Genomic DNA, 14343 nt, shown 5'->3' on the forward strand with positions numbered 1-14343 from the left:
GTTGAATATCTATATAGATACTACAATCTTAAACTATACTTAGATCATGAAATATCTTCCAAACAAAAGTATATTATTCATTTCGTGAGTTATCGCATAAATCTAAGATTTAGTACAATTTCTTTAATTCATTTTCATCTATTTTAAAAGTGTGTTTTTCTTCTGGGAAATCTCCAGCTTGTACTTCTTTAACATAGGAGCTAATTGCATCTCTCATAACCGTACCTACATTTGCATATTGTTTTACGAATTTTGGCACAAAGTCATTAAACATGCCTAACATATCTTGATAAACTAAAATTTGACCATCGCAATATTTTCCGGCTCCTATTCCTATTGTTGGAATTGAAACTGCATTTGTTATAAGCTCTGCAACTTTTTCTGGAATTCCCTCAAGAACAATTGAAAATGCCCCTGCTTTCTCAATAAGTACAGCATCATTTATAAGCTGTTTTGCCGCTGCTTCACTCTTCCCTTGAACTTTAAATCCTCCAAAAGCATTTACTGATTGAGGAGTTAATCCTATGTGTCCCATAACTGGTATTTGAGCATCTACAATAGCTTTAATTTGAGCTGCAACATTAGCTCCACCCTCAAGTTTAACAGCATTAGCTCCACCTTCTTTAATTAATCTTCCTGCATTTAAAACTGCTTGTTCGATAGATACATGATAAGATAAGAAAGGCATATCACTTACAATAAGAGCATTTTTAGCACCTCTCTTAACAGCTTTTGTATGATAAATGATTTCATCCATAGTAACAGCTAATGTATCTTCTTCACCTTTAATAACCATGCCAAGAGAATCTCCAATTAAAATCCCGTTAACACCACTCTCATCAATGATTTTTGCCATTGAGTAATCATATGCTGTAAGCATACTTAATTTGCTTTTTTGTTCTTTGGCTTGCTTAAAAGTTAATACTGTATTTTTCACTAATTTACGCCTCCTAAAAACTTATAAATTTCCAAATGCTTTTTTGAATTACTTAATACATTTTCTATTTGACTCTTATTTTCCATGCTATAGAAACATTCTTCTATATTTTCTGTAATATCTGCATTATTTTTATCTCTCAAAGCCACAAGTTTTAATAGATTAAAAGATAATATCTTATATAAATCTTTATCTTTGTCCTCTAAAACAGAAATATGCTTCTCAATTGTTGTAATATCTCCCCTTGCTATAGGACCTGTTAAAGAATTAACAAACCCTTTTGCATAAATACTATCAATATTACCCTTTATTAAAGGTTTTAAAGCATTTAAAGCTTCTTCATCATCTAACCCAAGTTTTTTTAAATAACTCGTTCCTATATCAAGCAAAGATAATGCCAAATTAGATACAAAAACGCTAGCTAAATGATATGTTGAGGAATCTTCTGCTTTTCTAACAAAGTACTTATTTCCAATAAGCTTAAGTACACTAATAATAGATGAATCTTCTAAAATATCACCTTCAATTGAAAAATATATATCTTCCAATTCTTTTAATTTTGTTTCTTTACTAGAGAATGCAAATATTGGATGTAGAGAATAAATCATTGCACCAGAATGTTTCGCATTACATAATACATTTGATTTGAGTGAACCACTTGTGTGGCAAATAGATTTGTTATTTAGATCAAATTTTGATAATTCAATATCTATAATTGAAATGATGTCATCAGGAGTTGTAATAAATAATATATCACTATCTTTAATAATATCTTGAATGTTGTTATAAAATTTAGATTTTGTAATATTTGCTGCATCTATGGTATTTAAGTCATCTTTTCCATAAAAGCCGCTTAATTCTATCCCTTTATGAGTAAAGTAGCGTCCTAAACTCACGCCTACCTTCCCTGGACCAATAAATCCAATTTTAATGGTATCACCTCCATATACGTGTGAGTGATACAACATCCTAATTTCAATCTCATTCATTATAGATATGAGTTGTATTATATATAATTAATGCTAAAAAATTTGGTGTAACTCTTTTTCGATACTACCCACTGATATTCTACCACTATGTTTTGATTTTAACAATGATAAATTTTTTTATTCTTTAGGAATTTATATTCCTGTAAAATCTATGGGTAACTTAAAAAAGGTTGATTGGATAGTTTGAGTATTTAAAAAAGAATAAAAAGAAAATCTTATTCGCCTGCCAGATTTTTCTCACATGCATTCGAAAAGGCAGATGCGTGAAAAAAATCTCCTGCTCCACAGTCGCCTGCGATTTTTTTATTTAAATACAAAAAAAAGCAAGATTACTTTTTAATTCTTGCTTTCTCGTATTTTTATAAAAATTTACATAATTTCCTCTATTGTAATTACATTTTCAAGGCTATGAAGCTTTAAAATGTACTCTGAATGATTAATTTTTTCAGGTAATGTTAAAGTCATTTTAAGCCCAATTATATGATTGTCAAGCTCTTTCGCTTTCTTAAGTTCTAGATTAGAAATTTTTGTTCCATCTAATTTTATTGCATTCATAAAGTTCGTAACGCCTGCTATATGCTTGAGTTCAGCATATATATCCAATTCGTTAGACTTAGCCCTATAATGTAAATCTGCTTTATGAAGTACTGTTAATACACCTAATAAGAAAAAGCATGAAATAATAGCGCCTTCATAAAAACCAATTCCAATGGCAAGTCCCATACATGCGCAGGCCCAAAGACCTGCGGCAGTTGTAAGGCCTTTAACTTCATTACGCCCAACTACGATAATAGTACCTGCTCCTAGGAATCCAATACCACTTATAACTTGAGCACCCATTCTGCTTACATCATCCTGAATGTGTAATATATCTCTCATGTATTGTCCTGTTATCATAATTAAAGTTGCACCAATACAAACTAATATATGAGTTCTAAGACCAGCCGGCCTTTTTTTTCTTCCTCTTTCAAGCCCAATAATCCCTGCACAAATTGTAGCAAGAGTAAGCCTTAAAATTATAGATGCAGTATTAACTTCCCTCAAGTAGTTTGTCAGTTCATTTATTGTATTATCCATATAACCACCTTCATAATTGCTGGTATCTTATTGTTAATTATAATTAAATAATTCTAAAATTTCATTTTCATTTAACGAATGTATGAATTCTCCTACGGATAAATCATCACCTAAAATCTTATTTATTAGCTCTCTTTTGGAATCCTGTAATTCCACTATTTTTTCTTCTATAGTTCCTTGGGCAATTAACTTAATCACTTCTACCACATTTTTTTGACCAATTCTATGTGCTCTATCAGTTGCTTGATCTTCAACAGCAGGATTCCACCATGGATCAAAATGTATCACTATATCCGCGCTTGTTAAATTCAGCCCCGTACCACCAGCTTTCAAGGATACTAAGAATACAGTGTTTTCACCATTATTAAATTCGTCGACCATCTTCATTCTATTGATTGATGAAACTGATCCATCTAAATATGAAAATAAGAAATTTTTTTCTTTAAGTATTTTGCTTATATTCTTTAATACAGAAGTAAATTGCGAGAATACTAATATTTTATGTCCCTCATCTATACTTTGTTCCAATAATTCAATTAATGCATCAATTTTTCCACTACTTCCTAAGTAATTATCCATAGTTACAGACGGATCTAAACATATCTGACGAAGCTTAGTTATATAAGCCAAAATTTCTATTTTGCTCTTACTAAACTCAAAATCTTCGACTTTCTTTTGAATTAAATCTTTAGTATAGTTAGCATAGGTTTCATATACGACTTTTTGCTCATCACTTAAAGGAACAAGAAGTCTTTTTTCAATTTTATCAGGTAATTCTTTAATTACATTCTTCTTATACCTTCTAAGAATAAATGGTTTTACAAGTCTATTTAACTCTTCAAGAATTTCTGGTCCTTCTTCAAGCCTCCTATGATATCTAGTTACAAATTTCTTCTCATTATATAAATACCCTGGCATTATAAAATCAAATATTGACCATAATTCCATTAATGAATTTTCTATTGGTGTTCCAGTCAACGCAAATCTTATTCTTGCTTTTATTTCCTTGACTGACTTAGAACTTAAAGAAGATTGATTCTTTATGTTTTGAGCCTCATCTAAGATACAGTAATCAAAATTCATATTATATAATTCTATGTCACGTCTCAATAAATTATAGGTAGTCAAGATTACATCATATTCTTTATAGTTATTAATCAATTCTTCTCTTTCTTCTTTTACCCCATTGCAAATAGCAATTTTCATTGATGGAGCAAATTTATTAAATTCATTTTTCCAATTATAGATTAAAGAAGTAGGTGCAATAATAAGAGTTTTTGAATCTGGCTTTGAAAGCAATAATGTTATTGTTTGCAGTGTCTTTCCAAGTCCCATTTCATCACCAAGTATTCCACCAAACCCTAAGTAATCTAAAGTTCTAAGCCAATTATAGCCTTCTTTTTGATACTTTCTAAGTTTAGCTTGAAGTCCATATGGAGGTTGAAAGGCTTTATCTTTAATGTTACTTAATCTTTCTTTAAGATCCTTAATTTCATCACAACTATTTATATACCTTAACTCTTTGTCTTCTAAATAATCTTCAAGATAAGCTCCCTTGTTAATTGGAACATTAATGAGATTCTCATTTAATTTCTCTTCTAAAAGTAAATTATCTATAAGGGTCAATGATTCTTTCAATACTTCATCTTCTAGGTCTAAGAATTCTCCATTCTCAAGCTTATAATATTTCAAGTTATCTCTAAAGCTTCTAAGTATTTTTGCAGTTTCTTCTGGAGATATATCAGAAATTTTAAATTCAAACTCAAAATAGTTGAATTTACCTTTTCTAACTTCTCCAACAAAATCTGATTTCTTAATATCTTTTATTCCCTTAAATCTCTCAGAATAAAATACCTCACCATATCTTTGGAGCTTTTCTATTTCATATTTAAAGAATTTAAAAGCCTCATCATCATCTCTTAAAAAGAATAATCTTCCATTGACTTCTTCAAATCCAAGACTTTTTAATACTCCTAAAACTTCATATTCTTTATTAGTATCTCTGTAAATAATTTTATCTTTGTATTCTTCAAAAAAATTAAATTCATGTCCTTCATATGATACCTTAAATAACAACGAAATGTCCTTATCTTTATCAAAATAAAACCTGAAGATTACAGGCGCGATTACAACTTTTTCTCTAATATCCTTAGATAAAACTAAATCATTTGTTACTTTTTGAATCGAAGGTATTAATTCTTTTAAAATTCTACTTTCATTGATCTTATTGAAACTAACTTTGTTAGTAGCATTAAATATTTTTAAATATGGCGATAATCTCTCACATTGTTCTATTGATGGAATGTATATGGAAGTACCAAATAAGAATACATCTTCATCTTGAGTTAATGATTCTGGTATTCCATTAGGAGCTTCTAAAATTATATTGTTATTCTTACTCAATAAAGCAAATGGAATAGGCATATCCCCTTCTATTATTTCAGATTCTAATATTCTATAAAAGAATCCATCGCCTAAAAAAACTCTATTCTTTTTTATAATGTATAAAAATTCTTTAAACATCATATCAGGAATTGTAAGGGTCTTTCCTTCTATTAACTTATCCTGATAACGTCTAAAATTTCTATCATGATCTGCTAAATTTTTTATATTATTCATGAATTTTATTAATCTTCTATCTTCATAAGAAAGACTTTGAGTTTTTATATCAAAAATAAATTCTTTCCCGTACTTAATTGGTACTTTATTATAAACGCATGTCAAAAATTGATTAATATCTTTAACTATATACATTTTATTGCTTTTTCTTAATCCTATTTTAAACTCGATTTGAAGTTTAGAGGACCAATTGTTTTTATTAATAATAACTTCGAATTTTAGCTTTTCCTTATCCGTATCCCCAACAAGTAAAGATAATAAATCATCATTAGAATTCTCCTTAATTCTAGCTTTATTATCTTTAAGAGATAAATTATTATTTAACTTGGTTCTTAACTCTTCATCTTCATCAATATTTCTTAAGAATGTATAAAAAGTAGCTATTATATGTTTACAACAGTAATTATCACGAGAAAATTCGTTTTTCTCAAAGTCTAGACAACTACAATGGGTTCCTATAATTTCTTTAGTCATATTATCAATTTCAAGCTTACACGAATATTCACTTAGAAGGCTTTCTGAAACTACAGTTGAGTTTATTTTTATATAATCTTTATCTACTTTAACATTTATTTCTCTTAACAAATCATTTTTTAGAACACGTTGACCTTTTGTAAGAGATGAATTTGTTATGTTCTTATTAAAACCCTCTAGTAAAATTTGTTTTATCAATGTTTATCACCTGCATTTTTATTTTTAACTTCTTTAATTCTTTTAATTAAATCTACACTGATATATTGGGATTTAGAAACCCCTTTTCTAAAATATCTTATTTGCTTATAGTCACGGCCTTCAATATTTATATCTAATATATCAATTCTTTCAGCATTAAATATAGTAGGTTCATTTTTTCCTTTTAAATATATATGTATTTCCATTTCATTAGGTGAGATTATTTAAATTAGTAATTTAAATATAATCCCAATATCCTCCTTTTAAAATTATATTTAGTTATTATTTTTGAATTCTTCAATTGCTTCAGCAATTTCATTTAGATATTCCCATCGTTCGTATTTATTATCTAGTTCACTTTGTACGTCTTCTTTTTCATGCATCAATTCATTTAGTTTCCCATAGTTTGAAGAGTTCTTTGCCATTTCCTTTTCTAAAGAATTGATTTTTTCTTCAAGCTTAGCAATATCTTCATCTATAGTTTCATATTCTTTTTGTTCTTTAAAAGTAAACTTAGGTTTATTGTCTTTAGTTTTTTCTTTAACTCCCTTCCCTTTATCTGCTGCAAATTCATTGCTACTTTTCTCACTTGACTCAACAGATTTAATTTTCTCAATTTCTTTTGAAATCAAAAAGTCGCTATAGTTACCGTTATACTCTTTGATATACCCATTTCCTTCGTAAGAGAATATCTTCGTACAAATTCTATCTAAGAAATATCTATCATGGGATACAACAATGATTACACCCATAAATTTATCTAAAAAGTCTTCTAATATTTTTAAGGTTTCGATATCTAAATCATTAGTAGGCTCATCTAATATCAAAAAGTTAGGTGATTCCATTAACACTCTTAAAAGATGAAGTCTTCTTCTTTCCCCACCAGATAATTTTTCAATCGGAGTATACTGCATAGTGCTATCGAATAGAAATCTTTCACACATAGTAGAAGCCATTATCTTAGTTCCATCTTCTACTGGTATATATTCTCCGCCTTCTTTAACATAATCAATTACTCTTAGTTTAGGATCCATGTTACTATTATCTTGTGCAAAACATCCTATTTTAACTGTATCACCAATTTCAATTTTTCCGCTGTCTATTGGAAGTTTATTTCTAAGAATATTAACTAAAGTTGTTTTTCCAGCACCATTTTCTCCAATGATACCAATTCTATCATTTCTCAAAAATATATAGTTAAAGTCTTTAATTATAACTTTATTTCCAAATGACTTAGAGATATCGTATAATTCAACTACTTTTTTCCCCAGCCTAGAACCAACAAATGATATATCTACATCTTCCTGTCTTTTAATGCTTTCTTCGCTTACTAACTCGTCAAATCTTTGAAGTCTTGCCTTTTGCTTAGTAGTTCTGGCTTTAGCACCACGTCTAACCCACTTTAATTCGTTCCTTATAAGAGCGTTTTTCTTTTCTTCTTGTGATTGTTCTACTTCAATTCTTTCAATCTTTTTTTCAAGGAAGGCAGTATAATTTCCAGGATAAGTATATAAATTACCTCTGTCCAATTCAATAATTCTATTTGTAACTCTGTCTAAGAAATATCTATCATGAGTAATCATTAAAAGAGCGCCTTTCCTAGAATTTAAGAATTCTTCAAGCCATTCAATGGAATCTGAATCTAGATGATTGGTAGGCTCATCTAATATAAGAAGATCACATGGTGTTATAAGTGAACAAGCAAGTGCTATTCTTTTCTTTTGTCCTCCAGATAAGTTTCCAACCTTTTCTGAATAATTCTTTATTCCAAGTTTATTTAAAATTGTCTTTGCGTCACTCTCCATATCCCATAAGCTTAAGGAGTCAATTTCACTTTGAACCTTAAGTAATTCATTATTTAAAGAATCAAAGTTTTCACCACTGCAACTATTAATCTTATCTAATAACTCCTCATATCTTTTTAAAAGTTTCATTTCTTTAGTGTCACCTTTAAAAATTTGTTCTAAAACAGTTGCATCTTCATCAAATAAAGGATTCTGATCAAGATATTCAATTCTAACATTTTTACCCTTTACTATATTTCCATCAAAAAATTCCTCTCGGCCAGAAACCACTTTTAAAAATGTTGATTTACCAGCACCATTTATTCCAATTAAACCAATTTTATCTCCATCATTAATTCCTAGTGAAACATTATTTAATAATATTTTATCACTATAATTTTTGCTTATATTTTCCAAAGTAATTATATTCATTAATTTTAAACTCCTTTATGTGATTATATACATACTATTTTAACATAGGATGCTCATAAACAGAAATTTAGATTGAATTTAAACAAAAAAAGACTACCTATTATAATATAGATAGTCTAAAAGTAACATATCTTGTTTCGAATAATTACTGTATATATTAATGATTCACTTATTTTTTTTTAGATTTTGACTTGAGATTTCATATCTTTCTTCATTATCTTCTGTATTATAAAAAGCATTACAACCAATCAATAAAGCACAAACAAAAATTACTATTCCTAGCATAATTATTCCCCCTTTAATATGGATTTGATTATATATTTATTATAGCACAATTCGTATGTAAACGATATACTATTTTGTTTTTTTTTATTTCTATTTACATCAATTTCTTGATTACTATTTTCTTAATTTATGATTTTGCAGAATTTTCAAAAAATTATTGACAAAGCTTATATCTTTTGACTATAATTTATATAAACCTATATAATTTAAAAACTGTGAAAAGGAAGAGTACATATATTATTGAAATAAAGAGAGAGAATATTTGCTGGAAATTCTCATGATGTATATATGGAATGTAGCCTTGGAGTTTTTAATCGAAATCTTAATTGTTAGAGAGTAGAATTAAACGGATTGTCCACCGTTAAAAGGGCAATAATATCGGTTATTTAACCCGTATTATTAATAAGTGTGTATTTGATTATACAAAATTAGGTGGTACCGCGGTGATTATCTCTTCGTCCTATATTATTTATAGGATTGGGAGTTTTTTTTTACACAAAAATAATATTTATTCTTATATCAAATATTAAAAAATAGTAAAATCGAACTTTTTATCTAATCAATAAACGTTAATGAAATATTCTAAGATATTTATGTAAGGAGTGATTTCTTTGAAATATAATGGTGCTGAAATAGTTATTAAATTATTAGAGAACGAAGGAGTAGAATATATATCAGGCATTCCAGGAGGATTCAATCTCCCACTTTATGATGCTTTATACAAAAGCAAAAAAATCAAACATATATTAGCACGTCACGAACAAGGCGCTGGATTTATTGCACAAGGCATTTCAAGAAGTACAAATAAAGTTGGAGTATGCTTTGCAACTTCTGGCCCAGGAGTAACTAATCTTCTAACTGCCATTGCAGATGCTAAACTTGATTCAATTCCTCTTGTTGCTATAACAGGCCAGGTTCCTCTATCAGCAATAGGTACTGATGCTTTTCAAGAAGTTGATGCTTATGGATTAACAATTCCAATTACTAAGCACAATTTCTTAATTAGGAACATACATGAACTTTTTACAGTTATAAAAGAAGCTTTCAAAATAGCTTTAGAAGGAAGACCTGGACCAGTACTTGTTGATATTCCTAAGAATATTCAGAATGAATTTATAGACTTAGAAGACTTTCCTTCTGAAATTGCATCTGAAAATTTGCCTAAAAGAGATTCAATAAAAAGCTCTACGCTTTATTGCATAGCTGAATTAATCAATGATTCAAAGAAGCCTATAATTTATGCAGGTGGAGGTGTAGTGAATTCAAATGCTTCATCTAACTTATATAAAATTGCAAAGAAAAATAATATACCAGTTTCTTTAAGTCTTATGGGACTTGGTGCTTTTCCTTGTGATGATGAATTGAGTATTGGAATGCTTGGAATGCATGGTGCACCATATACAAATTATCTTCTAAACGAAGCTGACTTAATTTTGGCCCTAGGAGTAAGGTTTGATGATAGAGCAACAGGTAATATAGAAAAGTTTTGTCCTAACGCTTCTATAATCCATATTGATATTGATCCTTCTGAAATAAATAAAGTTAAAACCAGTAGTTTATCTATGATTGCAAATGTTGATGACTTCTTAGAAGATATACTTCCACATATTGAAAGTAAAAGTCGAAACACTTGGAGGGAAAGAGTTAAATGCTTTAAATCTAAATATCCACTCCCTTCTTATAAAAACATACTGCATCCTGCTAATATAATTCCTTTTGTAGGAAACATAGTTCCTAGTGATGCAGTTATTACTACTGATGTTGGGCAGCATCAAATGTGGGTAGCTCAAAGATACCCTTTTAAATTACCAAAGGCTTTACTAACTTCTAGTGGTCTTGGAACTATGGGATTTGGACTTCCAGTAGCCATAGGTGCTGCATTGGCCAATAAAGATAAGACTATAATCTCTTTCTGTGGTGATGGATCTATTTTAATGAATATTCAGGAACTAGCTACCCTTGCTGACTTTAATTTGAATATAAAAGTAATTATTTTAAATAATCATCATTTAGGCCTAGTACGTCAGCAGCAACAGTTGTTTTATAATGAGCACTATATAGCATCAAAATTTATATCAAATCCTAACTTCAAAATGATAGCAGAAGGCTTTGGAATACAATCTTGTGATTTATGTAATGAGGAAAAACCTTTAGAAAAATTAAAAGAATTGTTAACTACAGATGGACCATGTGTAATTAATATACCTATTGAAGAAACTGAAAATGTACTTCCTATGGTTCCTCCTGGTAAATCAAATATAGATATGATTGGTGGTGAAAATTTAAATGATTAATACTAAATTTTATCTTATAGAGCTACATGTTAGAAACCATTCTGGTGTTATGAGCCACATAACTGGGCTTTTTGCAAGACGTGCATTTAATTTAGAAGGAATTTTATGTGCACAAATAGGTGATGGTTCTACAAGTAAAATGTATTTACTTGTCAAAAATGATTCTGTGCTTGATCAAATAATAAAGCAATTAGAAAAACTCTATGATGTTATCGAAGTTTCAGTACACCAAGATTATGATCAATCTGTATTTGAAAACTTAAACAAAGTACTAAAACTTAAACAAGAGGATATTTGAGATTTGATTCTATAACTTAAGCTTAGAATAATAAATAAAACTTAGTTTTAATTCAGAAATAAAAATAAGGATAATAAACAATATCTCTACTGTTTATTATCCTCATTAAATGAACCGCTCTATAAGAAAGTTTGTAATTATCTAGTTTAGTTCTTCTATTTCTATTTTAATTAAATGAACCTAATAAATACATACCCAAAAAAATAAAAATAGCTACTAATACTCCAGCCAGCGATAAGCGCAATGGGGTTACTTTTTTAATTTCACTAGAATCATCATTCTCTCCTTCAGATGATTCTTTTCTAGATAGCACATACTCTGCGTATTCAGAATTTTCACGTATGTACAATTCTTTATTTTCTGGATTCTTAGTTTTACTAATATTTAATTTATTCACCTATTAATTCATCTTTAACATATTCATTAATATTTTCTTCTTCGCCTTCAAATATTTCTGTCAAATGTAATATTATCTCTTGCTCATCTTCAGGAAGATATTTTATTGTTTCTTTGATTGTATCTACATTTACATCTTTCATAAAATAAAATCACCGCCTTAATATTATTTTATTTCTAAATCTCTTAGAGTACAGCTTTTTCATGTTTATATGTTACTATAAATCTCTGTTTATTATCTTTAGATTATGTTAATAATTCCTTAATATAATATTACAAAAAGTTAAATTAGCTCCAAATAGGGATAAACTTATTATGCAAATAGCCTATTGTATTTTCCCATTTGACATTATAACTTATTTGCTTGTAACTTATTGTCTTTATGTGAAAAGAACTTCAAGTTAATATCACTTATTTTTCTACATATTTATCCATATAAAGAGTTTGTTCGAAAATAAGTAAGCTATAAACTAATATACAAGAAACATTTATTTAATTATTATATAGAATATTAAAATTATTGCAATAAAGATAAATAATTGATTATATAATTAAATTGAATACTCTCATGTTTGTTGCTGTTTTCTAAATATGATAAGAAAATATCACAAACTCGATTAGCGAGAAATTGATATTTTAACTTCATAAATTTTATATTGAATATTAGTTGTTCATTTTACTTAATTTAAATGATTTTGCTATATTGATTTCTTTATTTTTTAATAACTTTAAAGCCATATAGTTAATAAAAACTATGGTGTAGCTGATTAACCTTACCCAATCTATTTCCTTTTCATTTAAAAGTATAAGTAAAATATGAAAATATGTTAAAAAGTAAAACAAATATGCCCATCTTTGAAGCCTCTTCCATTGCTTTCCTTGCATTTTACGCCTTATTTTCTTAAATGAGGTTATAAATAATGGTATCATTATAATAAATCCAATGAGTCCAACTGCTATATAGCTTAAGTATAATACAGGAAGCGAACCTTCATTAATGATTCTAGGAAGCTTTAGTATTATAAAACGAATAAAATATACTATTCCATGGGGTAACAGCATGATTGCACCTATAATAGCTAATTCTGCTCTAATGCTGCGTAATTTCTTTGTTATTGTCCATTTTTGATTTAAAGCCCCTGCATACATTACTAATATAAAAAATGATACTGATATCAATCCTCTTATTGAAGTTTTTTCAAGGGTTAGAATAACCCCTTCAAGCTTTGCGTTAGATGTTATTCGTAGTATTTCATAAAATGATGTGATTATCGCAATACCCGTTGCCAGCGAATAATAAAGATAATAATTTTTCTTAATAGATGATGTTAAAAGTAATGATAAAATCGTTACTAGAATTAATGTGCAAATAAAGATCATATTTCTACTCCTTATAATTATTATTGATAATGAATATCACTAACAATTATATTTTATCATGCCTATTACGTCAAGATTTAGAAATCTTTATTTTATCTAATGGCCAGGAAATAAAGTAGAATGGAATTATAATCACTTTTCTTGTATATTGCTTTAATATTGGTATATGTTGGTATATGTTGGTCAATATTACATTGAAAAAGAGATAACCATAATTATTATAGTTATCCCTTAATCTTATTTCCTATATAGTTTATATTATTCTACCATTCAGCTTTTGTTCCATCATAATTTCTCTAATTTGGATTAGATTAGTTAAGACCTTTCATATTAACTTCTCTTACTTTATTCTCTTCAATAATAAGTCATAGACCTGGTTTTGTTGGTAAGTCTGCAAAACCGTCTTTATAGATAATTATAAAATTCTAGTAACTGATTAACAGACCATCTCTAAATGCACGAAAGGAATCTCATAGCAAACAAAGATAGGGACAACTTTTACTTCATATTTATATTTATATTTCCATTTCCTTAACATTATCATCTATTATCAAATCGGCATCCGTTGTTTTCAACACTTCATCAACAGTTAAACCTGGTGCTACTTCTATTAGAACTAATCCTTTATCTGTAACTTTCATAACCGCTTTATCTGTAATTATTAGATTGACACATTTGGCAGCCGATAAAGGCAATGTACATTTTTTTAATACTTTTGAGTTCCCTTTTTTATCATTATGGCTTAATGCAGCTATTACATATTTAGCTCCCACTAAAAGATCCATTGCGCCTCCCATACCAGGCGAAAAAATACCAGGTATTTTCCAATTTGCAATATTTCCTTCTTGATCTACCTCTAAAGCGCCCAATGCAGTTATGTCAACATGTCCACCTCTTATTATTGCAAAAGATAAATCCATATCAAAGGTTGATGATCCTGGTAGTAAAGTGATTGGAGATCCACCTGAATTAGCTAGATCTGGGTCAGATTCTCCTATCTTTGGAGTTGCGCCAAACTTCAATGCGCCATTTTCACATTGTAGTGTTATTTCCATTCCCTTTGGTAAATAATTGGCAGCCATATTAGGTATACCGAATCCTAAATTAGCAACCATTCCTTCTTTAAATTCTTTTGCGATTCTTCTTGCAATTATCTCTTTACCATTCATCATTTTCACCC

The 14343-nt window shown here is 28.7% G+C and carries 12 protein-coding genes and 1 other annotated feature; of the genes, 2 read left to right on the top strand and 10 right to left on the bottom strand.

The genetic code is table 11. The features are described from left to right. Positions 1-109 precede the first annotated feature (109 nt). The 6 genes from panB to KEC93_RS13430 all read right to left on the bottom strand — a co-directional run bounded on the left by panB (position 110) and on the right by KEC93_RS13430 (position 8510). Positions 110-937 (bottom strand): 3-methyl-2-oxobutanoate hydroxymethyltransferase, encoded by an 828-nt coding sequence (gene panB / locus KEC93_RS13405; RefSeq protein WP_017210511.1) that lies wholly within the window; start codon positions 935-937, stop codon positions 110-112. Beyond that, positions 937-1926, bottom strand: a complete 990-nt coding sequence (locus KEC93_RS13410; RefSeq protein ID WP_077868958.1) for a Rossmann-like and DUF2520 domain-containing protein — start codon at positions 1924-1926, stop codon at positions 937-939. The genes panB and KEC93_RS13410 overlap by 1 nt, the downstream gene beginning before the upstream one ends. Positions 1927-2295: 369 nt before the next feature. Further along, a complete protein-coding gene (locus tag KEC93_RS13415) occupies positions 2296-3003 on the bottom strand; it encodes an MgtC/SapB family protein (protein ID WP_077868959.1) in 708 nt (235 codons plus the stop codon). Positions 3004-3036: 33 nt separating this feature from the next. After that, on the bottom strand, positions 3037-6294 hold the full coding sequence (locus KEC93_RS13420; RefSeq protein WP_077868960.1) for a DEAD/DEAH box helicase: 3258 nt from the start codon (positions 6292-6294) through the stop codon (positions 3037-3039). Next, positions 6291-6500: a hypothetical protein gene (locus tag KEC93_RS13425; protein ID WP_012058853.1), complete on the bottom strand. Its 210-nt coding sequence runs from the start codon at positions 6498-6500 to the stop codon at positions 6291-6293. The genes KEC93_RS13420 and KEC93_RS13425 overlap by 4 nt, the downstream gene beginning before the upstream one ends. Before the next feature lie 69 nt (positions 6501-6569). Continuing rightward, positions 6570-8510 (bottom strand): ABC-F family ATP-binding cassette domain-containing protein, encoded by a 1941-nt coding sequence (locus KEC93_RS13430; protein WP_077831481.1) that lies wholly within the window; start codon positions 8508-8510, stop codon positions 6570-6572. A gap of 491 nt (positions 8511-9001) precedes the next feature. Then, positions 9002-9261, top strand: a binding site (T-box leader). Positions 9262-9406: 145 nt separating this feature from the next. Here KEC93_RS13430 and ilvB point away from each other — a divergent pair. After that, the gene (gene ilvB / locus KEC93_RS13435) at positions 9407-11089 is read left to right on the top strand and encodes a biosynthetic-type acetolactate synthase large subunit (RefSeq protein ID WP_065416724.1); all 1683 of its coding nucleotides are present in this window, start codon (positions 9407-9409) and stop codon (positions 11087-11089) included. Beyond that, positions 11082-11387: an acetolactate synthase small subunit gene (gene ilvN / locus KEC93_RS13440; protein ID WP_012058856.1), complete on the top strand. Its 306-nt coding sequence runs from the start codon at positions 11082-11084 to the stop codon at positions 11385-11387. The genes ilvB and ilvN overlap by 8 nt, the downstream gene beginning before the upstream one ends. 166 nt (positions 11388-11553) lie before the next feature. Here ilvN and KEC93_RS13445 read toward each other — a convergent pair whose 3' ends face one another. From KEC93_RS13445 to KEC93_RS13460, 4 genes are all read right to left on the bottom strand, one after another. Continuing rightward, positions 11554-11784: a hypothetical protein gene (locus tag KEC93_RS13445; protein WP_111944729.1), complete on the bottom strand. Its 231-nt coding sequence runs from the start codon at positions 11782-11784 to the stop codon at positions 11554-11556. Next, positions 11777-11926, bottom strand: coding sequence for a hypothetical protein (locus KEC93_RS13450; protein WP_172462774.1), 150 nt, complete (start codon positions 11924-11926; stop codon positions 11777-11779). The genes KEC93_RS13445 and KEC93_RS13450 overlap by 8 nt, the downstream gene beginning before the upstream one ends. 520 nt (positions 11927-12446) lie before the next feature. Continuing rightward, positions 12447-13163 (bottom strand): ferric reductase-like transmembrane domain-containing protein, encoded by a 717-nt coding sequence (locus tag KEC93_RS13455; RefSeq protein ID WP_039771031.1) that lies wholly within the window; start codon positions 13161-13163, stop codon positions 12447-12449. 515 nt (positions 13164-13678) lie between these two features. After that, positions 13679-14332, bottom strand: coding sequence for a 3-oxoacid CoA-transferase subunit B (locus KEC93_RS13460; protein ID WP_077856355.1), 654 nt, complete (start codon positions 14330-14332; stop codon positions 13679-13681). Positions 14333-14343 lie beyond the last annotated feature (11 nt).

This window comes from Clostridium beijerinckii, assembly GCF_018223745.1.
GTDB classification, from domain to species: domain Bacteria; phylum Bacillota; class Clostridia; order Clostridiales; family Clostridiaceae; genus Clostridium; species Clostridium beijerinckii.

What these genes read in the sequence shown, in the direction of transcription:
- KEC93_RS13430 (WP_077831481.1), bottom strand. Translation starts at nt 8,510, where the DNA reads ATGAATATAATTACTTTGGAAAATATAAGCAAAAATTATAGTGATAAA.
- KEC93_RS13450 (WP_172462774.1), bottom strand. Translation starts at nt 11,926, where the DNA reads ATGAAAGATGTAAATGTAGATACAATCAAAGAAACAATAAAATATCTT.
- KEC93_RS13410 (WP_077868958.1), bottom strand. Translation starts at nt 1,926, where the DNA reads ATGAATGAGATTGAAATTAGGATGTTGTATCACTCACACGTATATGGA.
- KEC93_RS13425 (WP_012058853.1), bottom strand. Translation starts at nt 6,500, where the DNA reads ATGGAAATACATATATATTTAAAAGGAAAAAATGAACCTACTATATTT.
- KEC93_RS13455 (WP_039771031.1), bottom strand. Translation starts at nt 13,163, where the DNA reads ATGATCTTTATTTGCACATTAATTCTAGTAACGATTTTATCATTACTT.
- KEC93_RS13415 (WP_077868959.1), bottom strand. Translation starts at nt 3,003, where the DNA reads ATGGATAATACAATAAATGAACTGACAAACTACTTGAGGGAAGTTAAT.
- ilvN (WP_012058856.1), top strand. Translation starts at nt 11,082, where the DNA reads ATGATTAATACTAAATTTTATCTTATAGAGCTACATGTTAGAAACCAT.
- KEC93_RS13460 (WP_077856355.1), bottom strand. Translation starts at nt 14,332, where the DNA reads ATGAATGGTAAAGAGATAATTGCAAGAAGAATCGCAAAAGAATTTAAA.